At 66.8% G+C, this 24,826-nt stretch carries 18 protein-coding genes; 8 read left to right on the top strand and 10 right to left on the bottom strand.

Annotated elements, in window-relative coordinates; all coding sequences use genetic code 11:
• Window positions 1–37: 37 nt before the first annotated feature.
• The gene (locus J2W23_RS13285) at window positions 38–1,021 is read left to right on the top strand and encodes a LysR substrate-binding domain-containing protein (RefSeq protein WP_307649071.1); all 984 of its coding nucleotides are present in this window, start codon (window positions 38–40) and stop codon (window positions 1,019–1,021) included.
• Here the strand turns inward: J2W23_RS13285 and J2W23_RS13280 are convergent, their stop codons facing one another.
• Window positions 1,022–1,456 (bottom strand): DUF1841 family protein, encoded by a 435-nt coding sequence (locus tag J2W23_RS13280; RefSeq protein WP_007838777.1) that lies wholly within the window; start codon window positions 1,454–1,456, stop codon window positions 1,022–1,024.
• 310 nt (window positions 1,457–1,766) lie between these two features.
• Here J2W23_RS13280 and J2W23_RS13270 point away from each other — a divergent pair, with 310 nt between their 5' ends.
• The 7 genes from J2W23_RS13270 to J2W23_RS13240 all read left to right on the top strand — a co-directional run bounded on the left by J2W23_RS13270 (window position 1,767) and on the right by J2W23_RS13240 (window position 15,388).
• Complete coding sequence (locus J2W23_RS13270; protein WP_444875748.1) at window positions 1,767–6,473, top strand: hypothetical protein; 4,707 nt, start codon at window positions 1,767–1,769, stop codon at window positions 6,471–6,473.
• A 95-nt stretch (window positions 6,474–6,568) separates the two neighbouring features.
• Window positions 6,569–7,072 carry an OmpA family protein gene (locus J2W23_RS13265; RefSeq protein ID WP_176659119.1) on the top strand — a complete coding sequence of 168 codons (504 nt, stop codon included), beginning with the start codon at window positions 6,569–6,571 and terminating at the stop codon, window positions 7,070–7,072.
• A 117-nt stretch (window positions 7,073–7,189) separates the two neighbouring features.
• Complete coding sequence (locus J2W23_RS13260; protein ID WP_307649068.1) at window positions 7,190–10,276, top strand: glutamate ligase domain-containing protein; 3,087 nt, start codon at window positions 7,190–7,192, stop codon at window positions 10,274–10,276.
• Window positions 10,273–10,551, top strand: a complete 279-nt coding sequence (locus J2W23_RS13255; protein WP_176659121.1) for a hypothetical protein — start codon at window positions 10,273–10,275, stop codon at window positions 10,549–10,551. Before J2W23_RS13260 ends, J2W23_RS13255 begins: the two co-directional genes overlap by 4 nt.
• 91 nt (window positions 10,552–10,642) lie before the next feature.
• Entirely contained in the window at window positions 10,643–12,457 is a 1,815-nt protein-coding gene (locus J2W23_RS13250) for a peptidase domain-containing ABC transporter (protein ID WP_176659122.1), read from the top strand.
• 37 nt (window positions 12,458–12,494) lie between these two features.
• Window positions 12,495–13,817: an HlyD family type I secretion periplasmic adaptor subunit gene (locus tag J2W23_RS13245; protein ID WP_307649067.1), complete on the top strand. Its 1,323-nt coding sequence runs from the start codon at window positions 12,495–12,497 to the stop codon at window positions 13,815–13,817.
• A complete protein-coding gene (locus tag J2W23_RS13240; RefSeq protein WP_307649066.1) occupies window positions 13,814–15,388 on the top strand; it encodes a TolC family protein in 1,575 nt (524 codons plus the stop codon). Before J2W23_RS13245 ends, J2W23_RS13240 begins: the two co-directional genes overlap by 4 nt.
• 133 nt (window positions 15,389–15,521) lie before the next feature.
• Here the strand turns inward: J2W23_RS13240 and J2W23_RS13235 are convergent, their stop codons facing one another.
• The 9 genes from J2W23_RS13235 to J2W23_RS13195 are packed head-to-tail and all read right to left on the bottom strand — an operon-like array spanning window position 15,522 to window position 24,822.
• The gene (locus J2W23_RS13235) at window positions 15,522–16,946 is read right to left on the bottom strand and encodes a sigma 54-interacting transcriptional regulator (protein ID WP_307649065.1); all 1,425 of its coding nucleotides are present in this window, start codon (window positions 16,944–16,946) and stop codon (window positions 15,522–15,524) included.
• A 40-nt stretch (window positions 16,947–16,986) separates the two neighbouring features.
• Window positions 16,987–19,119 carry a TadG family pilus assembly protein gene (locus J2W23_RS13230; RefSeq protein WP_307649064.1) on the bottom strand — a complete coding sequence of 711 codons (2,133 nt, stop codon included), beginning with the start codon at window positions 19,117–19,119 and terminating at the stop codon, window positions 16,987–16,989.
• Between the two features lie 8 nt (window positions 19,120–19,127).
• Complete coding sequence (locus tag J2W23_RS13225; RefSeq protein ID WP_307649063.1) at window positions 19,128–19,619, bottom strand: TadE/TadG family type IV pilus assembly protein; 492 nt, start codon at window positions 19,617–19,619, stop codon at window positions 19,128–19,130.
• Window positions 19,616–20,095 carry a TadE/TadG family type IV pilus assembly protein gene (locus J2W23_RS13220; protein WP_307649062.1) on the bottom strand — a complete coding sequence of 160 codons (480 nt, stop codon included), beginning with the start codon at window positions 20,093–20,095 and terminating at the stop codon, window positions 19,616–19,618. The genes J2W23_RS13225 and J2W23_RS13220 overlap by 4 nt, the downstream gene beginning before the upstream one ends.
• A gap of 34 nt (window positions 20,096–20,129) precedes the next feature.
• Window positions 20,130–20,600 (bottom strand): DUF3613 domain-containing protein, encoded by a 471-nt coding sequence (locus J2W23_RS13215; RefSeq protein ID WP_307649061.1) that lies wholly within the window; start codon window positions 20,598–20,600, stop codon window positions 20,130–20,132.
• Window positions 20,597–21,583: a hypothetical protein gene (locus J2W23_RS13210; RefSeq protein WP_307649060.1), complete on the bottom strand. Its 987-nt coding sequence runs from the start codon at window positions 21,581–21,583 to the stop codon at window positions 20,597–20,599. The genes J2W23_RS13215 and J2W23_RS13210 overlap by 4 nt, the downstream gene beginning before the upstream one ends.
• Window positions 21,580–22,530, bottom strand: a complete 951-nt coding sequence (locus J2W23_RS13205; RefSeq protein ID WP_307649059.1) for a type II secretion system F family protein — start codon at window positions 22,528–22,530, stop codon at window positions 21,580–21,582. Before J2W23_RS13205 ends, J2W23_RS13210 begins: the two co-directional genes overlap by 4 nt.
• Window positions 22,527–23,513 carry a type II secretion system F family protein gene (locus J2W23_RS13200; protein WP_307649058.1) on the bottom strand — a complete coding sequence of 329 codons (987 nt, stop codon included), beginning with the start codon at window positions 23,511–23,513 and terminating at the stop codon, window positions 22,527–22,529. The genes J2W23_RS13205 and J2W23_RS13200 overlap by 4 nt, the downstream gene beginning before the upstream one ends.
• Entirely contained in the window at window positions 23,506–24,822 is a 1,317-nt protein-coding gene (locus J2W23_RS13195) for a CpaF family protein (RefSeq protein WP_307649057.1), read from the bottom strand. The genes J2W23_RS13200 and J2W23_RS13195 overlap by 8 nt, the downstream gene beginning before the upstream one ends.
• Between the last annotated feature and the right edge of the window lie 4 nt (window positions 24,823–24,826).

Below are 24,826 nucleotides of genomic sequence, written 5' to 3'. Positions count from 1 at the left end.
AATTGAAGATTGCTCCAGTTTTCATAACCAGCATTCATTGAACGCACCCGCCGACCTTCGCCAGGATTTCATCCGCAACGTGCAGCTGCGGCACTTGCGCACTTTCGTCGCCGTGGCGCAGGAGCGCCACCTGGCGCGCGCGGCCGCGCGGCTCGCGTTGAGCCAGCCGGCCGTGTCCAAGACGCTCTCGGAACTCGAAGCTATCGTCGGCACGCGCCTGGTCGATCGCAGCCAGGCCGGCCGCCGCGGGGTGCAGGGGCTCACGCCGGCCGGCGAGCAGTTGCTGGCGCATGCGCTGCGGGTGCTCGAAGCGCTCGATGCCAGCGCCGAGGCGGTGGCGCCGACAGCGGGCGGCCGCATCGAGCGCCTGCGCATCGGCGCGCTGCCGAGCGTGGCGCCGGCGCTGCTGCCGCCGGCGCTGGCGCGGCTGCGGGCGCACTGGCCCGCCGCGCAGATCGCGGTGAAGAGTGCCGCCAACGCGGTGCTGCTCGACGAACTGCGCGCCGGCGAGCTCGACCTGGTGGTGGGCCGCATGAGCGATCCGCGCCTGATGGGTGGCCTGAGCTTCGAGCTCCTCTACACCGAGCCGCTGGTGTTCGCGGTGCGCGCAGGGCATCCGCTCGCGCTCAAGCCGGCGCCCGTGCGGGCGGTGCTCGACTACCCGCTGGTGGTCTACGGCGAGGGCACGATCCCGCGCCACAACACCGAGAGCTTCCTGTCGGCGCGCGGCCTCGCGCTGCCGCCCCATGCGCTGCAGACGCTCGACGTGGGGGTGGCGTGCGCGTTGGTGGCGGTGTCGGATGCGGTCTGGATCACGCCGTTCGGCGCCGCGCGCGGCGAGCTGGCAGAAGGCCGGCTCGTGCGCTTGCGCATCGACACCGCGGGGACGGAAGAGCCGGTCGGGTTGCTGTTGCGCAGCGATGCCGAGGCGTCGTCGCTGCGCGTTGCGATGGCCGCGTTGCTGCGCGAAGGCGCCAAGCAGCAGGGCACCTTGCCATCGCGAAGTAGGCAGAAACCCTGATCAATCTTTCGTGGCGCGGCGCTGGACGCACGCCACGTAGCCCTCGCCATCCGGCGGGCGCCCGGCGCGCTGGCTCTCCCACATCATCTGGCCGAGGCAATCCATCGCCTCGTGATGCGCATGCAGCAGGGAGCCGCGGCGCGCCGCCAGCAGTTCGACGGCCTGGCGGATGCCGCGCGGCTGGTCGATGGAGCACTGCTCGCTGATCGAGAGATGCATCGACAGATGCAGGAACGGGTTCTCGCGCCCGTTCGATCCGTCGTACACACGCGCCACCGCGGCATCGGCATCGGCCAGGTCCTCGTGGTACTCGGGGTGCTCGTCGATCCAGCCGGCGGCAATGGTCTCGAGCGCTTCCATCGGAAGGCCCTGCCGGTGCTTGGCGTACACGTCGCAGAAGAAGCGGCGTACGTCTTCCTGGGAGGGGTTGAACATATATATAGATAAGAAGAAGAGAGTGAAGAAAGCGTGGGGAGGAGGTCGCCCGAAATGCCATCGCGCGCCGGCCTTCGCGGTACCCGGAACACGCGCGGCGTTCCGGGTACGGGGCGTTACATCGTTACGTAACGAATCGCGGAATGACCTCCTTACGCGCTGTTTCGATGTGCGGCCGCGCCGACGTTTTTCAAAAAAATTCTCATGTAAATCAACGACTTGAATCGCTTGCGGCGCTTCATTGGCAAGGCTTGCAAAAAGCGGCACGCAAGTTGCCCCTGTACATGCATCTTTTGTCACAGAGGCTGCCATGAACGCTCCACAAGCATCGACCGTTTCGACCGAAGGACTTGCCGCATCCAGCGCAGCTCCTGTGGTTCTTGCCCAAGCCACCGTCACTCCGCTAGGCAGTCCTGCCGCGATGGGTTCGACGGCTTCCGCCGCCCCTTCCGGGCCTGCCAGCATCGGGACATTGTCCAATGCTACGCCCGGCACTGCCGTGATGCGCGACGGTGTCCGCATCCCGGTGGATGGCAACCAGACCCTGATCGCGGGTGACCGCGTGATCGTTCCGCAGGACGGCCACGCCAACGTGCTGTTCCCCGGTTCGGCTTCCAACAAGGCGCCGCTGGCCGGCGTTTTCACCGGCGGCACCGATGCGACCATCGGTTCGACCAAGCTGCCCGGCGGCCTCGAACAAGTGAATGTGGATGTGGCCTCGGGTGACCTGCAGGTCACCCCGCCCGACAGCGATGCGGATGCAGCCGCGCTGGCCGTGACCAAGAAGCTCGCTGCCGGCAGCGGCATCGGCCTCGGCGAATTTGCGCTGGGCGCACTGGGCGCCGCGGCACTGGGTGCCGCACTGAGCGGCGGTGGCGATGGCGGCAGCAGCGGCGTGCCGTTCCTGGTTCCTGGCATCGGCGATGGCGGCGATGCGGATGCCGACGCGGATGCGGATGCTGATGCGGATGCCGACGGTGATGCCGATGCAGACGCTGACGCCGATGCAGACGCTGACGCCGATGCAGACGCAGACGCAGACGCAGACGCTGACGCTGACGCCGATGCAGACGCTGACGCCGATGCAGACGCCGATGCAGACGCTGACGCTGACGCTGATGCTGACGCCGATGCAGACGCTGATGCCGATGCCGATGCCGATGCCGATGCCGATGCCGACGCTGATGCTGATGCTGATGCTGATGCTGATGCTGATGCTGATGCTGATGCTGATGCTGATGCTGATGCTGATGCTGATGCCGATGCTGACGCTGACGCTGACGCTGACGCTGACGCTGACGCTGACGCTGACGCTGACGCCGATGCAGACGCTGACGCTGACGCCGATGCTGACGCCGATGCTGACGCCGATGCTGACGCCGATGCCGATGCCGATGCCGATGCCGATGCTGACGCTGACGCTGACGCTGACGCTGACGCCGATGCAGACGCAGACGCAGACGCAGACGCAGACGCTGACGCCGATGCAGACGCAGACGCTGACGCCGATGCAGACGCAGACGCAGACGCAGACGCAGACGCAGACGCAGACGCAGACGCAGACCATCTGCTCGATCCAGGCGACAACCTCGTCGGCGGTGCGATCGACGCCATCGACGACACCCTTGGCCTGGGCGGTGTCCTGACGCCCGTGTCCGGTGTGGTCGACGGTGTGACCGATGTGGTCGACAGCGTGCTCGCTCCGCTACTCGGTTCCGAATTCACGCCGAACGACCCCAACGAGTTCGACCCGGTCGACAACGTCGTGGGCAACATCCTCGATCCGCTCGGCAACACGGTGAGCCCCATCGTGGACAACCTGCTGGGCGCCGGCGTGACCGATGCGCTGCTCGGCTCGCTGCTGGGCCAGGTCGACTACGTGACCGACGGCCTGCACAACCTGCTCGCCGGTGATGGCCCGCTGGGCGGCCTGACCTCCGGTCTCGGCCTGGACGGCCTGCTGGGCGAAGACGGCATCGTCGGTGGCCTGCTGGACGGCGTGCTGGGCGACAACGGCCTGATCGGCGGCCTGCTGGCTGAAGACGGTCTGGTCGGCGGCCTGCTGGGCGAAGACGGCCTGGTCGGTGGCCTGATCGGCGGAGACAGCGCCGTCGGCGGCTTGCTCGGCAACGTGCTGGGCGACGATGGCCTGGTCGGCGGCCTGCTTGGCGAAGACGGCCTGCTCGGCGGTGTCGTTGGCGGTGTGCTCGGTGCGGACGGCCTGCTGGGCAGCCTGATCGGCGACGGCAGCGCCCTCGGCGGCCTCTTGGGCGACGACGGCCTGGTCGGCGGTCTGCTCGGCGAAGACGGCGTGCTCGGCAACCTGCTGGGTGAAGGCGGCCTGGCCGGTGGCCTGCTCGGCACCGACGGCCTCCTGGGCGGCCTGCTCGGTGAAGACGGCATCGTCGGCGGCCTGCTGGGCGAAGGCGGCCCGCTGGGCGGCGTGCTCGGCGGCGACGGCCTGCTGGGCGGCCTCCTGGGTGAAGACGGTCTCCTGGGCGGCCTGCTCGGCGACGACGGCCTGGTCGGTGGCCTGCTCGGTGAAGACGGCCTCCTCGGCAGCGATGGCCTCGTGGGCGGTCTGCTCGGCAACGACGGCCTCGTGGGTGGCCTGCTCGGCGACGACGGCCTCCTCGGCGGCCTGCTGGGTGACGACGGCATCGTCGGCGGCCTGCTCGGCAACGACGGCTTGCTGGGCGGTGTGCTCGGCGACGACGGCCTGGTCGGCGGTCTGCTCGGCGGTGACGGCCTCGTGGGCGGCCTGCTCGGCGACGACGGTCTCCTCGGTGGCCTGCTGGGCGATGACGGCCTGGTCGGCGGCCTGCTCGGCGACGACGGTCTCGTCGGTGGCCTGCTCGGACCTGACGGCCTGGCTGGCGGCCTGCTCGGCGAAGACGGCATCGTCGGCGGCCTCATCGGTGAAGACGGCCTCCTGGGCGGTCTGCTCGGCGGCATTCTGGACGGCATCGGCGGCGGCAACCCCGGCACGCCTGGCGGTCCGGCCCTGCTCGATCCGACCGACGGCATCGTGGGCGGCATCGTCGGCGGCCTGAACGACGGCGTGCTCGGCGGCCTGGGTCTCGGCGACCTGCTGACCCCGGTGGTCGGCCTCACCGACAACGTCACCGACGTGGTCGACGGCCTGCTGGCCCCGATCTTCGGCGACGTGTTCACCCCGAACAACCCCAACGTCCTCGATCCGGTCGACGGCGTGGTGGACCAGGTGACGGACGGTGTGAGCGGCCTCGTGAGCCCGCTGGCCGACCAGCTGCTCGGCGCGGGAACGACCGCGGCGCTGCTGAATGCGGTGGACACGCAAGTGGACTTCCTCACCGACGGCGTGGCGAACCTGCTGGACGGCGACCTGCTCGGCGGCGTGCTGGGTGACGACGGCCTGCTGGGCGGGTTGCTCGGTGGCGACGGTGGTCTCCTCGGCGGCGTGCTGGGTGACGACGGCCTGCTGGGCGGTCTGCTCGGCGGTGACGGCGGCCTCCTCGGTGGCGTGCTGGGTGACGACGGCCTGCTGGGCGGTCTGCTCGGCGGTGACGGCGGCCTCCTCGGCGGTGTCCTGGGTGACGACGGCCTGCTGGGCGGTCTGCTCGGTGGCGATGGTGGTCTCCTCGGCGGCGTGCTGGGTGACGACGGCCTGCTGGGCGGCTTGCTCGGTGGCGACGGTGGTCTCCTCGGTGGCGTGCTGGGTGACGACGGCCTGCTGGGCGGTCTGCTCGGCGGCGACGGTGGTCTCCTCGGCGGCGTGCTGGGTGACGACGGCCTGCTGGGCGGCTTGCTCGGTGGCGACGGTGGTCTCCTCGGCGGTGTCCTGGGTGACGACGGCCTGCTGGGCGGTCTGCTCGGTGGCGACGGTGGTCTCCTCGGTGGCGTGCTGGGTGACGACGGCCTCCTGGGCGGTTTGCTCGGTGGCGACGGTGGTCTCCTCGGCGGTGTCCTGGGTGATGACGGCCTGCTGGGCGGTCTGCTCGGTGGCGACGGTGGTCTTCTCGGTGGCGTGCTGGGTGACGACGGCCTCCTGGGCGGTGTTCTCGGCGGTGACGGTGGTCTCCTCGGCGGCATCCTCGGTGATGACGGCCTCGTAGGCGGCCTGTTGGGCGACGACGGCCTCCTGGGCGGCGTCCTCGGCGGTGACGGCGGCCTGCTCGGCGGCGTGCTGGGTGACGACGGCCTGCTGGGTGGCGTCCTCGGCGGTGACGGCGGCCTGCTCGGCGGCATCCTGGGTGATGACGGCCTCCTGGGCGGCGTTCTCGGCGGTGACGGCGGCCTGCTCGGCGGTGTCCTGGGCGACGACGGCCTCCTGGGCGGCGTCCTCGGCGGCGACGGCGGCCTGCTCGGCGGCATCCTGGGTGACGACGGCCTCCTGGGCGGCGTCCTCGGCGGTGACGGCGGCCTGCTCGGCGGTGTCCTGGGTGACGACGGCCTCCTGGGCGGCGTCCTCGGCGGCGACGGTGGCCTGCTCGGCGGTGTCCTGGGTGATGACGGCCTCCTGGGCGGCGTCCTCGGCGGTGACGGCGGCCTCCTCGGTGGCGTGCTGGGCGACGACGGCATCGTCGGCGGCCTGCTCGGCAACGACGGCCTGGTCGGTGGCCTCCTGGGTGACGACGGCCTCGTGGGCAACCTGCTGGGCAACGACGGTCTCGTCGGCAGCCTGCTGGGTCAGGACGGCCTGGTGGGTGGATTGCTCGGCGGCCTCCTGGGCAGCGACGGTCCGGTCGCCAACATCCTGCAGCCGGTCTCCGACGTGGCAAGCAGCCTGACGGACACGGTCGCTCCGATCGTCGCCACGGTGGCGGGTGCCGCGACCGGAGTGGTCGAGCCGGTGGCCGACATCCTGGCGGGCGCATCGGGTGCGGTGGCACCGGTGGTCGACACCGTGGCCACCGTGGTGAACACGGTCGACCACGCAGTCACCCCGCTGGTGACCGATGTCGTGACCCCGATCACCAGCCTGGTCGAGCACGCGACCTCGCCGGTCACCAACATCCTGCACGGCCTGCTGGGTTGATCGAAGGATCAATAGAAAGAAGAGCAAGCGAAGGAGAGAGGGAACCGCAGTACAGGGACAGGCCGGCCACCGGCCTGTCCCGCGAAAGGATTGATATGAAAAAGAATTTCCGGATATTGGCCATCGTTGCGCTCGGGGCCAGCCTCGTCGCCTGCAGTACGCCCAAGAGCGGCCGCGACGACGCGACCTACTACTACTCGAACAAGGGCGCGGCCGCGGTGGCCAAGGTGGAACCGGCGCCCCCGGCACCGGTGCAGAACGGCCCGGCCGGCGTGCCGAAGATCGTGTATTTCGACTTCGACAAATACAACATCCGTCCGCAGGACCAGCGGATCGTGGAAGCGCATGCGAGCTTCATGAAGAACCGCTCGACGAGCCGCGTGGTCATCGAAGGCCACACCGACTCGCGCGGCGGCCGCGAATACAACCTCGCGCTGGGCCAGCGCCGTTCGGAGTCGGTGCAACGGGCGCTCACGCAGCTCGGCGTGCCGGCCGAACGTGTCGAGGCCATCAGCTGGGGCATCGAAAAGCCCGCGTCCCTGGAAACCACCGAGGAGGGCTACCAGCTCAATCGCCGCGCCGAATTCAGCTACCGCTGAAGCCGGAGCCCAAGCGATGACGTCGAAGGCAACAGTCTCCGGTCAGCGATTCCGTCGTCCGAGCGAAAGCAGATAGATGACGGACGCGACCGGTCTCCCGCACTCGATCGGGGCCGAATGATGTCCTTTTCAGACCAGCTCCACGCCTGCCACGAACGCCTTGCGTCGGTGTGCGCGGCGCTGCCTGCCCCTTACCCCGCGTTCACGCTGTTCTTCTCGGTGAGCGACGGTTCGCAGCGTGCGCACGTCGTGCATGCGCGGGCCGCCGAGTTCGAGACCGCATGGTGTGAAGGCGCCGACATCGTCGAGCGCTGGGTGCGCGACCATGGTGTCGTGTCGCCGTGGCTTCGCATCGACTGGGTCGAGGGCGCGAGCCCGATGGACTGGGCGCAGTTCAAGACCCAGCTCACCGCGGTCAAGCGCAACTACTTCCGCCTGGGCCTCGCCTTCGACAAGGACTTCGAGATCGCCTTCACCGAGCAGGAGCTCAACGCCAACGCGATGCTGGCGGGCGACTCGACCATTGCGCATGCGGTGATGAACCCGCGCAACTTCGAGGCCTACGGCCAGGCGCGCTTCCAGCGCACGCTCGCGCTCGACATGCCGACGGACCACCCGGTCTACCTGCTGGCGACGGTGGGCGTTTTCTGCCAGCCCGACGGCGTGGTGCACAAGCTCATCGGCACGGGGCTCGATGCGGGGCGCCGCCAGCTGCCGGCGCTCAATCCGCAGTCGGCGATGGACCTCGTGCGCAGCGGCTCGGCCTACCTCGCGCGCCAGGTGCAGAGCGACGGGCTCTTCGTGTACGGCTACTTCCCGTGCTTCGACCGCCGCATCCCGACCTACGACGCGATGCGCCATGCGAGCGCGATCCACGCGATGCTCGAGGCGTGGGAAGTCACGCGCGACGAAACCCTGCGCTCGGCCATCGACCGCGCGCTCGACCACCTCACCAACTGGCTGATCCGCGACTACCAGCTCGCCGACGGCCGCGAGGTGGCCTTTCTTGTCGACACCGGCGGGGAGATCAAGCTGGGCGGCAACGCGGCCTGCGTGCTCGCGCTGGTGAAGTACTGCGAGCTCATGGACACGCGCCGCTGGCTGCCGCTGCTGGAAAAGCTGGCGCTGGGCATCGTGTCGCTGCAGGACCCGGCCACCGGCCGCTTCAACCACGTGCTGCACGCCACCGACCTGGCGGTGAAGCAGGCGTCGCGCGTCATCTACTACGACGGTGAAGCCGCCTACGGGCTCATGCGGCTCTACGGCCTCACGCGCGACGCGCGCTGGCTGGCGGCGGTGGAGAAGGCGTTCGATCATTTCATCGCGAGCCAGCACTGGCAGGCGCACGACCACTGGTTGAGCTGCTGCGTCAACGAGCTCACGCACTGGAGCCCGCAGGAGAAGTACTTCCGCTTCGGGCTGCAGAACGTCGCGGGGTATCTCGACTTCGTGCTCGACCGCAAGACCACCTTCCCGACCTTGCTCGGGCTGATGCTCGCCGCGCAGCAGATGCTCCAACGCCTGGAGAGCATGCCCGCGATGCGGCACCTGCTCGACGAGCTGGACACCGAGAAGTTCTACCGCGCGCTCGACTACCGCGCGCACTACCTGCTCAACGGTTTCTTCTGGCCGGAGATGGCGATGTACTTCCGGCGGCCTTCCACCGTCGTCGGTTCGTTCTTCATTCGCCACCACGCGTTTCGCGTGCGCATCGACGATGTCGAGCAGTACGTCTCGGGCTTCGCCTCGTACCACCGCTACCTCATCGAGCGGCGCGTGCCGCTGGGTGCGATGAGCGGTGCCGCCAGCAGCCCGCGGGACGACGGCGCCAGCTGGACCGCGAGCGAAATGGCGCGCGTGACCGGCGGCGAATGGGTGGTGCGCCCCGAAGACGGCTGGCGCGCGAGCGGCGTGACGCAGCGCTCCTTCATGCGCAAGGGCCGCGTGGTGTTCGAGAACCAGACCCGCCCGTCGAAGACGCCGCTGGCAGCCGTCACGCTCAAGGGCGTGCTGCAGCCGGCCGCTGCGGTGCTGTGCACCGACCCCAAGCCGCACCTGGACAAGCGCGTGCCGGTGCTCAAGGTGCCCAATGTGCTGCAGGCCGTGCTGCAACTGGGCGAGCATGCGCGCACCGAATTCACCGGCCGCGTCTGCGGCGTGCTGGGCCATGGCACCGGCAGCAGCACCGTGGCCGCGATGATGGCCGGCGCGCTCACCGTGTGGGGCGAGGTCGGCCAGCCCGAAGGCAACATCAGCCTGCCCTCGGGCATCGCGTGGAACCTCACCTGCATGCCGCGGCATGCGGCCTACTGGGTGCTGGAGATGGGCACCTCGCACATGCCCGCGTCGTCGCAACTGGTGCGGCCTTCGCTGGTGGTGGTGACCGGTCTCTCGGCTGCGTCGCAGAAGCACCGCGGCCCCTCGGACGCCGCCGCGCGCATGGACAGCCGGATCTTCCAGGGCATGGCCGCCGGCGACAACGTGGTGCTCAACCGCGACATGCCCGAGTTCGCGACCTTCGCCGAAGCCGCGATGGCGCACCAGCTGCAGATCGTGACCTACGGCGAGCACAAGGACGCCGACGTGCGCCTGCTGGCCTTCGACCACGGCGAAGTGCAGGCGCAGGTGGCGGGCGAGCCCTTCCAGCTGCGGCTCAACGCGCCGGGCCGCCACATGGGCGCCGCCGCCGTCGCCGCGCTCGGCGCGCTGCAGGCGCTGCGCCTGCCGCTGGCCGCGGCGGTCGAGCCCTTCGCGCACTTCGAGCCGCCAGGCGGACGCGGTGCGCTGCACACCATTCACATCGGCGGCGGAAGCTTCAAGCTGATCGATGAAACCTATGACGCCAACCCCAGCTCGATGCGGGCGGCGCTCGAATTGCTGTCACAAGCCCCCTGCGAACCTGCGCGACGTGTCGCCATCCTTGGCGACATGCAGGAGCTGGGTCCTGCGGCGCAACGCCATCACCTCGACTTGGAGGAAGAGTTGCTGGCGTCGCAGCCCGACCGGGTGCTGCTGTGCGGTCCGCTCATGCGGGCGCTGCACGCGCGCATCCGTACCAAGGTCCGTTCGCACTGGTTCGTGGACGTGTCGGACCTGTCGACCGCATTGGGCGGTCTGCTGCAACCGGGCGACTGGGTGTTGGCCAAGAGTTCTGCGGGTGTCGGTCTGTCCCGGCTCGCCCGGGTTTTGAAAGCACTGCCATGAGATGGAACGCATTGATTCACATGCCCTACGAACGCGACGTGGAGGCGCCGCGACGTTGGTGGCTGGGCTGGCTGCAACTGCTGTTCGCATGGGTGCTGTGCATGCTGTTGTGCGCCAACATCGCGCTGGTGCTGGCCGAGGGTTTGCCCGCAGTGCGAGGGGAGGCGACAGTGGACCGGCAAGCCGGCTGCACGGCCGCGCAAAAGTCATCGCTGCGCGATACGAGACATGAGCAACAGGTCGACTCGACAAAGGCAAGCGTGCCTCGATGCTGAGGTGCACAAAGCGCGAATTTTTGCCTTGTAACAGTTGGGTAACAGTCGATAATGACGCACGCGTCATTGCACGACGGATCGGCCCTTTCTCATGATCAAGTTTCTCTTGCCCAGCCAACTGGTTGCCGAAACGCCGGACGAGCCGGGTGCCAGTCCTTATGCAAAGGCCCTGAACACGGCGTTCCGCGCGGCCTACCCGCTTGTGAAGAGTGCGGCATGGCGCTCGCTGCCCATCAGCCTGTTCGGGCTGCTGCCTTCCATCTTTCTCTTGCAGGTGTATGACCGCGTGCTCTCGCGCAGCGGCACCTCCACGCTCGCCGCGCTGGTGAGCGGCATCCTCTTCTTCCTGTGCATCGAGTTCTGGCTGCGCACGCGGCGCTCGCGCATGCTGCGCAACGCGGGCGCGATCATCGACCACGGCGTCTCGGGTGCCTTGCTGCAATCGATGCTCGCGCGCCCGCTGCGCGCGCTCGAAGCGCGGCCGGCCTCGGTGTGGCAGCAGTACTTCCGCGACGTGGGTTCGGTGCGCGGCACCGTCACCGGCGGTCTCGCGCAATCGATCTTCGACCTGCCGATGGCTGTCTTCGCGCTCGTGGTGATCGGCATCGTCGCGCTGCCGGTGCTGCCGGTGGTGGCCGCGTTTCTCGCGATCATGTCGTTCCTGGCCTGGTGGTGGGCCGACGAAGTGCGCGCCGGCCGCGTCGAGGAAGTGCAGCGCGGACGCGGCCTGGACCGCATGACCTCGGAGATCTGCAACGCGCGCGAAACGCTCAAGACGCAGGCCAACGACGGCCCCATCAGCGACATGTGGCGCCAGACCTACAACGCCTGGCTCACCGAGAGCTTCAGCAAGAACGGCCAGATCGAAACCGCGCGCGACGGCACCACGGTGCTGCTCACGGTTTTCTCGGTCGTCGTGGTGACGGTGGGCGCGATCTCGGTGATGGAGCAGTGGATGACGGTGGGCGGCCTCGTGGCCTCCAACATGCTGGCGCTCAAGGCGCTGCAGCCGGTGGCCGGGCTGGTGTCGAACTGGCGTTCGCTGGCCACCGCGAAGGAAGCCGCCAAGCGCCTGGAAACCGTGCTGGGCGAGCCGGTCGAGAAGCCGCCCACGGGCATGACGCTGCCGCAACCGCTCGGCCGCATCACGCTCAAGGACGTGAGCTTCAGCTTCACCGAGACCGCGCAGCAGCCGGTGCTCGAAAGCGTCGACCTGGACATCGGCCCCGGCGGCCTGCATGTGATCGTCGGGCGCAACGGCGCGGGCAAGTCGACGCTGGTGAAGCTGCTCTCGGGCCTCTACACGCCCACGCGCGGGATCATCAGCATCGGCGAGTACGACCTGTCGCAGTTCGGCCGCGAAGAGCTCTCGCGCTGGATCAGCTACCTCTCGCAAGAGGTCTACTGGTTCGGCGGCACGCTGATCGACACCATGCGCCGCGCCGCGCCCGGCCAGAGCGACGAGCAGATCGTCTCGGCCTGCAAGCTCTCGGGCGCGCACGACTTCATCTCGCGGCTGCCCGACGGCTACCGCACCATGGTCGGCGAGGGCGGCACCGGCGTCTCGGTGGGCGAACGCCGCAAGCTCGCGCTGGCCATGAGCTTCCTGCGCAAGCCCTCGGTGCTGGTGCTCGACGAGCCCAGCAACGACCTGGACTTTCAAAGCGAGCGCAACCTGCTCGCCACGCTGCTGGCGGTGGCCAAGGTGCGCACCGTGGTGGTGGTCACGCACTCGCTGCGCATCGTCTCGGCCGCCTCGGCGGTCTACCACGTGACGGGGCAGGGCGACATCGAAGTGGGCACCGCCGCGGTCATGGTGCCCAAGCTCTTCGGCGTGAAGAAGCCGCTGGTGGCGGTGGGCGACGAAGACAACGCGGGGGCTCCGGCTTCCCGCTCCATGGCGTGATGCTGCCTGCTTGACTCATGACGAGTGATTGGGGACCGTGAACTTGAAATCAGACCTGCCGCAGATTCTTCAGGATGAAGATACCAAGCGCGCGGCGCAGACCTCGCCGCAAGGGCGGCGGCGCCAATGGATCATCGGCGGCGCGATCGCCGTGCTCGCCTTGATCGGCTTGGGCTTTCCGATGGAAACCGTGGTCGTCGCGCCGGGCCGCGTGATCCCCTCGGACCGCGTCAAGTCCATCCAGCATCTGGAAGGCGGCATCGTCAGCGCCGTGCTGGTGAAAGAGGGCGAAACGGTCAAGCAAGGCCAGTCGCTGGTCGAGATCGACCTGGGCGGCAGCGGCCTGAATTTCGAGGAACTCACCGCCCGCTACGCGGCCACCCAGGCCACGCGCGTGCGCCTCATGGCCGAGAGCCGCGGCCAGCCGCTCAGCCGCCAGTCCTTTGCCACCGACATCGACGAGAGCGTGTTCGAAGGCGAGCTGGGCGCTTACCAGGCGCGCGCCCTCGAACAGCGCGGCGTGATGGCCGGCGCGGTCTCGGGCCTGGAGCAGGCGCGCAGCAAGCAACTGGAGCAGCAGGCCAAGGTGAAGGGCCTGAGCGACCGGCTCGAGCTGATGCAGAAGGAGCTCGAGATCTCCGAGCAGCTGCTCAGCGAAAAACTGGTCGGCCAGGTCGAGGTGCTGGAGAAACGCCGCCAGGCCGAAGGCGTGCGCAGCGAACTCGCGGTGGCGCGCCAGGGCGTGATTTCCGCCAACGCCGCCATTACCGAATCGCAAGCCAAGATGGCCGAGGCCGAAGGGCGCTTTCGCCGCCGCGCCTCCGACGAACTGGCCACCGTCGAGCGCCAGTTCGCGAGCCTGAGCGAAGACCTCGCGCGCGCCCGCACGCAGCGTTCGCGCACCGTGGTGAAGGCGCCTTCGGACGGCATCGTCAAGGGCCTGCGCAACTCCAGCCCGGGCTGGGTGGTGAAGCCCGGCGAATCCATCCTCGAAGTGGTGCCCGACAAGGACGAGATCATGGTCGAGGCGCGGCTCAACCCGAACGACCGCGGCTTCGTGGAGATCGGCCAGTCGGCGCGCGTGAAGATCACCGCCTACGACTACCTGCGCTACGGCGCCGTCGAAGGCAAGGTGATGCTGGTGGCCGCCGATGCCGACCGCGACGCGGCCATCTCCCAAGGCGCGCCGTACTACCGCCTGCTGATCAGCATGTCGCAGTCGCATGTGGGTCGTACGGAAAACCGCATCACCGCCGGCATGGAGTCCGAAGTCGACCTGCGCGTCGGCACCGATCCGTTCATCTGGTACATCCTTCGTCCAGTGCTCAAGTTGCGGCGCGAAGCCTTCCGCGAACCATGAAGGAGCGCAAAGCCACAAGCCGGCGCCGCACGGGCACCGGTGTGCTGTGCGCAGCACTGTGCGCGAGCTTCGCGCTGCCGCCGCAAGCTGCCTTCGCGCAGGACGCAGGCGCACAGGACGGCCCGCCGCCAGCGCTCTCGTTGTCGCGCCGGCTGTCGACGCCCTCCATCGGTGCCGCGAGCTACGCCCAGCGCGTGAAGCAGGCGCTGATCGCGCTCTCGCAGGAATACCCCGAAGTGCAGACGGCCCAGGCCGCCGCCAACACCAGCAGCTACAGCGTCGATGCCGCCAGGCAGGCGCGCTACCCGCGCTTCAAGATCGGCACCTCGTCGGGCAACTACAACAGCGGCGCGGACAACGCCAAGACCCAGAGCTACACCGTGCTCACCGCCGAAGCGCGCGTGAGCCTGATCGACGGCGGCGCGATGAGCGCCGCGCAGCGCGCCGCCGAGGCCGGCAACAAGGCCGACGACGAGGCCGTCATCACCACCTCGCAGAAGGTCGTGCTGGACGCGCTCACCGCCTACCTCCAGGTGCAGCGCTTCGACCTGAAGAAACAGATCGCGCACCGCGCCACCGAGGTGGTGGCGGAACTCTCGAAGGCGGAAGCCCGCCGCGTCGCGCTGGGCGTGTCCGGCGACAACGACCTCAACATGGCCGCCTCGCGCCGCGCGCTCGTGGCCGCGCGCGAATCCGACTTCGAAGCCCAGCGCGACGAGGCGCTCGCGAAATTCCGCAACTACTTCAAGTTCTCGCCCAACACCGAATCGCTGCCCGTGCTCGCGGCGCCCGCGCAGTGGCGCATCGGCTCGCAGGAAGAGGCGCTGCGCCGCGCCGAGAGCCGCAGCACCGAGATCGCCGAAGCGCAAGGCCGCATCGAGCGCGCGAGGGCGCTGGTCGAGCAGCAGGAATCGAGCCTCTATCCGACGCTCGACGCCGTGGTCGTGAAGAGCAAGGACCCGCGCGGCGTGTCGCCGCAGGACCCCACGCGCGCCGCCTTCGAACTCAACTGGAACTTCGGCAACGGCTTCGACCGGCAATTGCGTCTGAAGGGCGCGCTCGCCGAAGTCGCCAACCAGGAAGCCAAGCTCGAAGGCGTGAGGAACAACCTGTTCGAGCTCACCTCGGCGTCGTGGGCTCGCACCGTGTCGGGACGCGAGCGCGAGAAGCAGTTGATGGAAGCCGTCAGCACCTCGGGCCAGGCCTTCCGCGGCCGCCGCCGCCTGATGGAGTTCGGCCGCGAGACCCTGCCCAAGGTGCTCGATGCACAGCTGGACTACTACACGCTCCTGTTCGACTACGTCGATGGCGTTTTCGACCTGCGCATTTCCGAGCTGCGTCTCGCGCGCACCACCGGCGAGCTGCGCATCGACCCCGACGGCACCAACAACTGGATCGACCGCATCTTCGGCCCGCCGAACCGCTCGGTGATCACCGAGGATGGTCTGCTCTCGCAGCTGTGCATCTCGAGCAATTCAGCCTGCCCGAACGAGCCGATCGTCGAACGCTCGCCGAGCGCCGCGTTGTCGAATCCGCCGTTGCGCCGCACGCCGCGCCTAACGCTCCGCTGAAAAATAGGGGCGAGCGAAGCAAAGCCCCGTACGTTCGGGAAACACCGAGGAACCGGCTTCGCCGGGCCTCAGGTGTTGCCCCCGGTAGGGGGTAGGAGAAGCGACACGAAGTGCGCGTAGCCTGGGGGCGAGCCTAGGTATCTTCTGGGATGCCTGGTTCGCCGTCCAGGATCTGGTACTTGCGCATCTTCTCCCACAGCACCTTGCGGCTGATGCCCAGGTGCTGCGCGGTGTCCTGGCGCTTCCAGTCGTTGACCTCCAGCGCCGCGATGATCCGGTTGCGCTCGCTGCTGTTCCAGCCCTTGCGGTCGCCGTTGCTGTCGAGCGCGACACCACCACCACTTCCGCCCCCGCCGTTCCTGTCGGCGGAGATTGCCGGCGCCGGCGTGCCGCGCGTCAACGCGATGGCGCGCTGGATCAGGTTCTGGTCCCAGCCGCGCAACTGCCGCGCGATCACGCCCACGCGCTCCGCGAGGTTGCGCAGCTGCCGCACATTGCCGGGGAAGTACGTTTCGGCCACCGCATCGCTGAGCCAGTGCGGCGTTTCGCCCAGCGTCTCGAGTTCGTCGCCGAGCACATTGCCCAGCAGCGCCTTGAAGATCGCGATCTTGTCGACCTCGCCGCGCTCTTCGAGGCTCGGCACATGCAGCTCGATCACCGCGAGCCGGTAGAAGAGATCGGCGCGAAACTCGCCGCTCGCCACCATCTCGCGCAGGTTGCGGTTGGTCGCCGCCACGAGCCGGAAGTCGACCCGGATCGGCGACGTGGCCCCCAGCCGCGTGACCGCGCCGTCTTCCAGCACGCGCAGCAGCTTGACTTGTTGATAGCGCGGCAGGTCGCCGATTTCGTCGAGGAACAGCGTGCCGCCGGTGGCCTGCTCGAAGTAGCCGCGGTGCGCATGCACGGCGCCGGTGAACGAGCCCTTGGTGTGGCCGAAGAACAGCGATTCGAAAAGCCCGTCGGGAATCGCGCCGCAGTTCACCGCCACGAACGCGCCCTTGCTGTACGACTGGTGCCCGAGGTGCAGCTGCTGCGCAATGCGCTCCTTGCCCACGCCGGTTTCGCCGCGCACCAGCACCGGATGGTTGCAGTCGGCAAAGGCGCCCACTTCGGCGAGCAGCGCCTTCATCGCTTCGGAATGCGCCACCAGCACATCGGGCGGCTGCGGCGCGATCTCGCGCGCCCGCAACTGCCGCACCAGCTTCGCGACCAGCGTGCGCAGCTCGGCGCAGGTGAAGTCGTAGGGCAGCACGTGCAGGTACTCGGGCGGATAGGTGCGCGAATCGCGCTCGCGCGAACCCGCGGCGACCCAGATCACCGGCATGCCCTGGAGGAATTCGGTGGCGTGCGCGAGGCCGCCGCTGTCGATGACCGTGACGCTGATGATCGCGACGGCAGGCCGCATCGCGACGCCGCGTTCCTGCTGCGGAGGCGGCAGCCCGTCGGCCCGGGTGACTTCCACGTCGAAGCTCGCCATGCACCGCGCGATGCGGTCAAGGATGTCGGCTTTGCCTTCCCAGACAAAGAGGTCGAGTTCGTCGAAGTTGGAGGCGGTCATTGATCGGTCGAATCACACATGGGGGAAAACAGAGGCACGTTCAGTTCACCAGCTTCGCAACTCCGCAGTCGACGGACAACAAGGAAACATCGGTTTGACCCAGGGACAGGCCCAGTGCTGCCAGCAGCTTGGCGATGACGTCGCTCAGCAGATCGAGCACGGGCTTGAGGGTGTCGATCACCGTCAACAGGAGGCTGTTCAGCAGGTTGCTGCCGCCGGCGAGCGTGACATTGGCGACGTGGTTGACACGGCACTGCCGAACTGCACTGGCGCCGCCAAACAGACCAGCGGCTTCGCAACCAACGTCTGCCAACGGATCGAGCAGCAGCCCATTCAGCAAATTTCCGACGCCCTGCAGCACGCCACCAAGCAAGCCAAGGAGACCTCCATTTGTCAGTCTGGCATTCAATTGATCAATGGCCGCTTTGGAGTTGCGCAGGTCACTTCCGACCTGGCTGATCGATTTCCCCTTCCCGCCATTCCCCGTGCCGACCAGCGCGCTCGCCAGGGCAGCTGGCGATGCCGTACCCGAATTGACGCCTTGCCCCAGAAGATCACCCAGGATGCCGGCTGCGATCGCATCGACGATGTTGCTGATCGATTGCGCCAGGTCGATCGTCGTTGCATTGATGGTCGCCATCGACGTTCCATCTGGTGGTGTAGAGGGGACGTTGAGGGGAGGGTTGGTCGCAACTGGCGTCTGCGACGCGAGCAACGGAAGGCCCACGCGCACGGTCAGCGGAAGACCAAGCAGGGTCAGCAGCGCATGCCGTCTCACGCCGTCGTCCGTATCTGGAATGACGCCGGTGCTGTTTGGCGAGCAACGGTTGTTGTTCGTGAAAAAATGCGCGGCATTGCTGTCATTGATTGCCGTCATGTCGTGGAACCTGCCGACGCAAATATTCGCTTGCGAGGAACTGACTTCGATCGTTGCGTTGTGCCGCGGAGCCTGGCAATTGATGTTCGTGAGCACGCCGGTCGACTGCGCGAGTTCGATGATCAATGGAACGTCCAGTCCGGTCCCCAGAATGGCGAGGACCGGACCCAAGATGGATTGGGACGAATTGATCCGCAGGTAGACACGGATCTGTGCAGTCTTAGCCTTGGTGCCGACGCCCCCGATGCCGATGGATGGCGGCTCGACGATGCTTGCCTTTGCCTGCACGCCAAGGATTCCGACCCCCAGGTCGTTGATGGCGACCAGATTCTGGCCATTCGCAACGGACACGCCCGCCGTGACCAGACTCAGCAGGTCGACCTTTGCGTTGAGTGCCGCATTGCCCGTGGAGTCGAGTCCCACGAGGATGCCGGGCGTGGTGTCATTGCCGAAGAGTTGGACCTTCGTCTGCAACGCCGCCACGGTCAGCCGTGCACGCAGATCCTGCAATATCGTGACCGATGCGCCGAGCACGCCGCCCTGGTTCTGCAACGCCGTGATCGATGCGTCGATCAATCCTCCAAGCGTCAGGTCCTTGACGGCGGCCAACTGATTGATCGTTCCGACATCGATGTCCCCGCTGATGGGAACACCCAGTGCCTTGAGCAGACCGGACGGCGTGATGCTCGTGTTGGCCAGCCCCTTGTAGCTGAGCAGATCCGTCGCGCTGAGATCGACGCCCACTGCCTTCAGGAGGTTGGGAAGAATCGTGTTGTCTTCCAGGCGCAGGAGCCGGGAGCCTACGGTGAATGCGGCAACTGGATCATCGAGTGCCGCCACCGCCTGCACGCAGATCGTGCGCGTGCCCGGGAAGAACGGCAGCAATGTCGGGGGAGCCTGGGCAATCCGGACGCGCACCGCGTTGATCTCCGGCAAGGTTGTCCTGAAATGATCGGAGACGGTGCCAAAGCATGCCGGAGCGGTTTCCGAACTGTTTGCAGGAGCCCAGTTGCCGCATTCGGACTGGATGGTGGTGCTGGCGAGGTTCTGCTGCGCATTGGCCGCGGCCGTGTCCCTGGCCAACTGGCAACTGGTCGTCGGTCCCGAGGGGGTCAGCTGCTGGGCGCCTGCCAGCGCGGCGAGATCCGCCGTTTTCTGGTACTCGCGCTTCATGAAGAACAGGTAGCCGAGTTCGGTGCCCACGAGCACGATCACCAGGAGGCTCAGGGCGATGGTCGCATTGACCAGCACCGATCCGGCTTGCCGTCGGGCCGTGCTTCGAATGGAGTGATGCATTGTTGGCCCTATGACAAAGGTCTGGCGGCTATTGCCTTGCCAAACAGGATTTCAGGTACCCAGTTGCCTATGAGCGGGAGGGGCGGCACGAGAGGGTTGTCGCGGTACGGGTAGGTCACCTTCACTTCGACCTGCCGGGGATCCGAAAGAATCACTTCAGGCGGCGTTTCGGCCATGTGCGTGCGCAGCCAGACTTCCTTCATGGCCGGTGCGTTGCCCGGGGCGATCATGGACGCTGCGAGCGATTGGTAGACCGCCGTCTGGATGCGCAGCTTCAAGTCGTCGGAAGTCGCCGTTCCATTGGAAAAATAGACGACCCTTGCACCGTCCTCCGCCGATCGCGAGATCGCCTGCTGGACGTAGAGAACACCCCCGAATGCGGCGATGCCGTAGATGCCCATGAACAGCACGCTGAAGATCAGCGCGAACTCGATCGCAGCAACGCCGCGTTGCCGGCGGGACGCGAAGGGGAGGCATCGTGCAGGGCGATCAGTTTTCACAGTGACCTCCCGTCGAGCAGCATGCTGGCCTTGCCCGCTATCTGGTCCGGTATGGCGAAGCTGGGCAATGGTGGAAGCACCTGCCGCATGTTGCCGACCGTCACGGTCACGACCATCTGGCAGCGGTTGCCCCATTCCATGCCACATGCGGGCGCCGTGCAGTTGGACCCTTCAACCGTGCACACGGTCGCTATGACGCTGCGGCTCTGCTTCAGGGTGTCAGGCAGCCAATTGGTGCGCAGTTCTGCAACGTCGACCGCTTCCGTCCCTCTCCTGTCCAGGCTCAGCTGGTATCGCAGGGCAGCGCGCGCGCCATCCTCCGCCGCGTTTTGCAGGCCCATGCGCAGCGTGAGCAACAGGCCGTAGCAAATGACGGCGTAGAGCAGCGTGAATGCCATCAGAAAGACAAACGCAAACTCGATCGCGTACACGCCGCGTTGGGCATGTGTCGAAGCAGGTGTGCGGTGTTTTTTCATGGCAGGACCGATTGAAGATGGCGTTGGGGTTGCGCTATTTCCCGCTGCCGCCGTCGCTTGTCGTCTTCACGATCGAGCTCATGCGTTCGGGGATCGGAAATTCGAAGCTCTTCAGGTAGCGCTCATAGCTCCGGTTCGCCACGCTGCCGGCGATCGGACGTGGTGTCGGCGATGCGATCTCTCCGCTGCGCTGCCAGGCAAGCAGCCCTTGCGTCGCGTCGCCCACCTGTAGGGGCTCGGTCTCCACTTCGTACACGTAGTCGGCCTCGGCTTCGGCCTGAGCCATGTCGCCGGCCGTTGGGTCTGTGGGCAACGGCGTCGCGCCTGGCGCATCCGCCGGCTTCTTCGGTGCTTCCGCACGCACTTCGTTCGTGCCGCTGCGCGCATCGGGCGAAGCGGGTTTCGCCACTGTCTCCTGTGCCACTGCAACCGAGCCTGTGGCGAGCAGCGCAAGAAACAGAGTGAGCTCGAGGGCCGCGGTGCGGCGTGTGGACGTTTGCTTCATTGCATACCTTGAGAGGATGGACTGGATGACAGCGGGACCGTGGAGTCTGCGACTGACGGATTCAGCGGGTTGGCGGATCGAGCGCCGCCGACGCCGGACCAGCGCGATGCCTTGAGGGCGATCGGCGTGTTCGCGATGTCGTCATTGCGCAGCGCGGTACTGGGACTCTGCGGGGGCAACGGCTGACCCTGGGCGACGGGCGTCGTAGAAGACGGCGAGGGCTGGCCCGAGCGCAATTGCCGTACCGCTTCTCGGACGCCCGAGCGCGCGGTCGCCGACATCCGCGAAGCTTCCATCAGCGAGTTGGCCTGCGCAGTCTGGCCATCTAGTTCCAGGAACATTGCGAGGTTGGCTTGTGCCTGCTGGCTGTCAGGCTTGAGTTGCAATGCCTGCATCAGCGGCAGGCGTGCCTCGCTCATGAGTCCGGCACGCATGCTGGCATAGCCCAGGTCGCTGAGCACCGATGAATCGGTGGGTGTGCGACGCTGTGCTTGCTTGAGCATCTGGACGGCCTCGGGGTAGTTGCCGCGGCTGCCCGCGAGGAGGCCGAGACCGCGAAATCCTGCGGCCTCGAGAGGCGTTCCCATCAGACGCTTATAGGCGGCTTCGCTCAGCGCAGCCTGGCCGGTTTGTCGCAGCGCGTCGCCGCGCATTCGCGTGGACTCGGGCGTCACGCCCCAGCGTTGCTCCAACGCGTCGATGTGCGCGAGCGAGGCGAACCACAGGCCCTCCTGCTGCATCTGCTCGACGAGCCGCAGATAAGTTGCCTGCGTGTCGACATTGGCACCGGCCCTCGTGTCGGCGGCGGCCTCGGCGGCTTGCCGCTGTTGTGCGTCGGCGCTGGCGGCGTACTGGTCTTTCATGCCGGCGCAGCCTGCGAGGGCCAGCGAAAGCATGGCGATGGTAAAGCAGGCAACAGGTGCCGCCCCTTTGTTCTTGCCGGGCATGCATCGAGGATGCGCTTGAATCTTGCGAGTGTTCATTTGGTGACGACTCCCAGTGAACGGAAGATTGCAATAAAGCCCGGACCCGCCGTCACGATGATCAGCGCGGGTAGCAGGGTCGTCACCATGATGCCGGTCATCTTGACGGTGATCTTCCCGATCCGCTCCTTCATTTCGGAGCGGCGATGTTCACGCAGCCGATCGCCGAAGATGCGCAGCGGCTCCTGGATTGCGCCGCCATGGCGATCGACCTGAACGAGCAGGGAAACCAGTCCAACCAGGTTTTCGTTCTTGTGCAGCGTCGCGAGGCGCTGCAATGAGTGTTCGCGCGTGCGGCCCTGGCTGTACTGGCGATTGGCGAAGGTCAGTTCGTAGCCGAGCACGCGAAGCACATGCGAAAAATCCGTCGCCATGATCTGCAGGCTCTGGTCCAGGCTCAGTCCGACGCCCTGAAGAAGTCTCAGCAAATCGATGAAGAGAGGGAGTTCCTGTGCGACCCGTTCGCGCCGCGCGGCGGCGCAGCGACCCAGCAACCATTTGGGCGCCATGAACCCGAGCACGAACGCCGCTGTCAATACGATGACGACGGCTCTCTGCGTATGTCCTGCGCTCCAGAAAACATAGGCAAGGAACGGAAGCAGCAGCGCCAGGGCGATGCGCGTGACCAGGAAGATAAGCTGCGCCCGTCGCGATGAGAAGCCGCACTGGTCGATGAGTTGCCTGTCCTCATCGGCGACCAACGCGCGGCCGAGTCGCGTGTTGAGCCAATGAAAGGGAAGCTCGATGTCTGCTCGATCACCCGCGATTTCGGCTGCAGTCGTCGTTTCGGGCTGGGACGCCACGTCACGACGCAGGGCGCGGCCGATCGCCTGACCGCTGCGCGCGCGCCGCAATTCGGTTGCGACGAGCGCACCGGCTGCAATGACCAGGCCGAGTGCCAGCAGCGCGAGGCTGATGATTGCCAGTTGGGTGGATGTGAGCGTCATGCCAGTCTCGCCAACCGGTAAAGCAACACTGCACCGAGCAGCTGGAGTCCCAGTGCGGAGAAGATCAGCATGCGACCCATGCCGTCGTTCCACATCCCGAGAAAGTAGGCGGGGCTCGACAGGATGATGAAGGTTCCCACGCCCACGGGGAGCAGTCCCAGGATCCAGGCCGAGAGACGTGTTTCCGAAGACAGTGCGATCAACTCGTGCTCGGCCTGCTCCCGGTCCCGCATGAAATTGGCGACGCGCTCCAGCAGCAGATCGGCTCTTCCGCCGTACCGCACACCCAGTCCGAGGATCGAGGCGAGCAGGAACATTTCTTCGATGCGTACGCTGGCGGCCGTCTGATGCAGGGCGCGATCCAGATCCACTCCGGCGCGCACCAGACTCGCCGCTCTCTCCAGATAGCCGCGTAGCGGTGCTTGGCAGTTTGCGATCGCCAGTTGGAAGGCCGCCTGGGTGGAATTGCCGATGGTGATCAACCGCACCATCGAGTCGATGTAGGCCGGGAGCTGGCTGATCAACTGGCGACGAAACTTCTGCACGCGCAGCCAGAGCGCGAAGCACGATGCCAACACGAGCACGAGCAGCACGCCGCCCGCGGCGATCCACCCCAGGAACACTCCCGCAAGCAGCGACAGCACCGCGATGGCCACAACCGCGAGCACGGCGGTGCGTGTCTGAATCACGCCATGCAACCAACTCGGCAGGAGTGTTTCGAAGTGGCTCTTTTGCGGCTCCGGCGGGAGCCCCGTGCCGGTCTCCAGCCACGGATCGGGCGTCAGCGCGCTCGTGAGATCGCTGGACGAAGCCTCGCGCAGAGGGATCGGCAAAGGCGCCTTTTCTTCGGCTTGGATGCGCTGGGCCAGGTGCCGTTCGACGGCTTGCCTACTCTGACGGGATCTGGCCCATTGCCATAGCAGCAGCCCCACGGCTGCCATCAGCAGCGCGATGCCGGTCACTATGAGCAGGGCTTCACGCACGGGAATCTCCGTTCTGCGCTCGCGTCATGGACTGGCGAAAGCGCGTGATCTTCGGGGAGTGCGGTGCAATGCCGAGAGACACCCAGCGGTCGCGCTCCTCGCCATCGGGGGTGGTGATCGGCTCATAACGGTACAACTCCTGCATGGCGACCACGTTGTCGTTCACGCCCGTCACTTCGCTGAGCGAGATGATGCGTCTCTGGCCGCCGGAGAGCCGTCCGATCTGTACGATGAAATCGATGGCGTTGGCGATCTGCCTGCGCAAACTGGTTTCGCTGCCCTGATAGCCCGCAAAACCCGCGAGCATCTCGAGCCGGTAGAGGCATTCGCGCGGCGAGCTTGCGTGAATGGTGCCCATCGAGCCCTCGTGGCCGGTGTTCATCGCCTGCATCATCTCGATGACTTCGGCGCCGCGCACCTCGCCAACGATGATGCGGTCGGGGCGCATGCGCAAGCTGTTGCGCAGCAAGTCGCGAATGGATACCACGCCCGCGCCGTCGAAGCCGCCGGGCCGGCTTTCGAGTCTGACCACGTGGCTGGTGCTCAACGAAAGTTCGGCTGTGTCCTCGATGGTGATGACGCGTTCTCTCGAGGGAATGAAGCTTGCCAACGCGTTGAGCAGCGAGGTCTTTCCCGAACTGGTGCCGCCGCTCACGAGAATGTTGCAGCGCGCCCGCACCGCGATCTCCAGGAGTTGCGCCATGCCCGCGTCGAACGTTCCGAGCTTGACCAGGTCCGCTGGCGTGAGCGGCTCCTTGCGAAACTTCCGTATTGACACCGACAGGCCGTCGATCGCGAGCGGTTCGATGATCACGTTGATCCGTCCGCCGTCGGGCAGCCGCGCGTCGACCATCGGATTGGCTTCGTCGAGCCGGCGACCGAGCGGCGCGAGGATGCGGCGCACGATGCGCATCACATGTTCGGTGTCGGTGAAGCGCAGGGTCTCGCGTTCCAGGATGCCGTTTCGCGACACATAGACATTCGTGTGTCCGTTGATCAGGATGTCTTCCACTGCGGGATCGTTGAGCAGATCCTCCAGTGGCCCGAAGCCGGCGAGTTCCTTGGTCAGCGCATCGGAGATGAGCTGCATCTCGCGGTCGTTGATCGGCACGCGGCGCAGGCGCACGAAACTGTCAACCTCAAGCTCCACGAACTGCTGGATCGATGCGCGCGACCAACGGCCGAATTCGGCACCCAGTTCCTCGATGCGGTTCAACAGGTGATCGTGCGTCCAGCTCTTGATGTCCTGGAACTGCTGCGAGTTGATGAACGCCTGGTCGTCGTCGGCAAATTCGATATCGGTGGACATGGGC

Origin of the sequence: Variovorax boronicumulans (assembly GCF_030812215.1) — a bacterium.
Classification (GTDB): domain Bacteria; phylum Pseudomonadota; class Gammaproteobacteria; order Burkholderiales; family Burkholderiaceae_C; genus Variovorax; species Variovorax boronicumulans_C.
The sequence above is the reverse complement of the archived record's forward strand: the minus strand, read 5'-3'. Positions and strand labels throughout refer to the sequence as shown.

Bases quoted from the DNA above. Each gene is read 5' to 3' on its own strand.
- J2W23_RS13265 (WP_176659119.1), top strand. From the start codon at position 6,569: ATGAAAAAGAATTTCCGGATATTGGCCATCGTTGCGCTCGGGGCCAGC.
- J2W23_RS13195 (WP_307649057.1), bottom strand. From the start codon at position 24,822: ATGTCCACCGATATCGAATTTGCCGACGACGACCAGGCGTTCATCAAC.
- J2W23_RS13240 (WP_307649066.1), top strand. From the start codon at position 13,814: ATGAAGGAGCGCAAAGCCACAAGCCGGCGCCGCACGGGCACCGGTGTG.
- J2W23_RS13260 (WP_307649068.1), top strand. From the start codon at position 7,190: ATGATGTCCTTTTCAGACCAGCTCCACGCCTGCCACGAACGCCTTGCG.
- J2W23_RS13230 (WP_307649064.1), bottom strand. From the start codon at position 19,119: ATGCATCACTCCATTCGAAGCACGGCCCGACGGCAAGCCGGATCGGTG.
- J2W23_RS13270 (WP_444875748.1), top strand. From the start codon at position 1,767: ATGAACGCTCCACAAGCATCGACCGTTTCGACCGAAGGACTTGCCGCA.
- J2W23_RS13235 (WP_307649065.1), bottom strand. From the start codon at position 16,946: ATGACCGCCTCCAACTTCGACGAACTCGACCTCTTTGTCTGGGAAGGC.
- J2W23_RS13215 (WP_307649061.1), bottom strand. From the start codon at position 20,600: ATGAAGCAAACGTCCACACGCCGCACCGCGGCCCTCGAGCTCACTCTG.
- J2W23_RS13220 (WP_307649062.1), bottom strand. From the start codon at position 20,095: ATGAAAAAACACCGCACACCTGCTTCGACACATGCCCAACGCGGCGTG.
- J2W23_RS13205 (WP_307649059.1), bottom strand. From the start codon at position 22,530: ATGACGCTCACATCCACCCAACTGGCAATCATCAGCCTCGCGCTGCTG.
- J2W23_RS13250 (WP_176659122.1), top strand. From the start codon at position 10,643: ATGATCAAGTTTCTCTTGCCCAGCCAACTGGTTGCCGAAACGCCGGAC.
- J2W23_RS13255 (WP_176659121.1), top strand. From the start codon at position 10,273: ATGAGATGGAACGCATTGATTCACATGCCCTACGAACGCGACGTGGAG.
- J2W23_RS13210 (WP_307649060.1), bottom strand. From the start codon at position 21,583: ATGAACACTCGCAAGATTCAAGCGCATCCTCGATGCATGCCCGGCAAG.
- J2W23_RS13280 (WP_007838777.1), bottom strand. From the start codon at position 1,456: ATGTTCAACCCCTCCCAGGAAGACGTACGCCGCTTCTTCTGCGACGTG.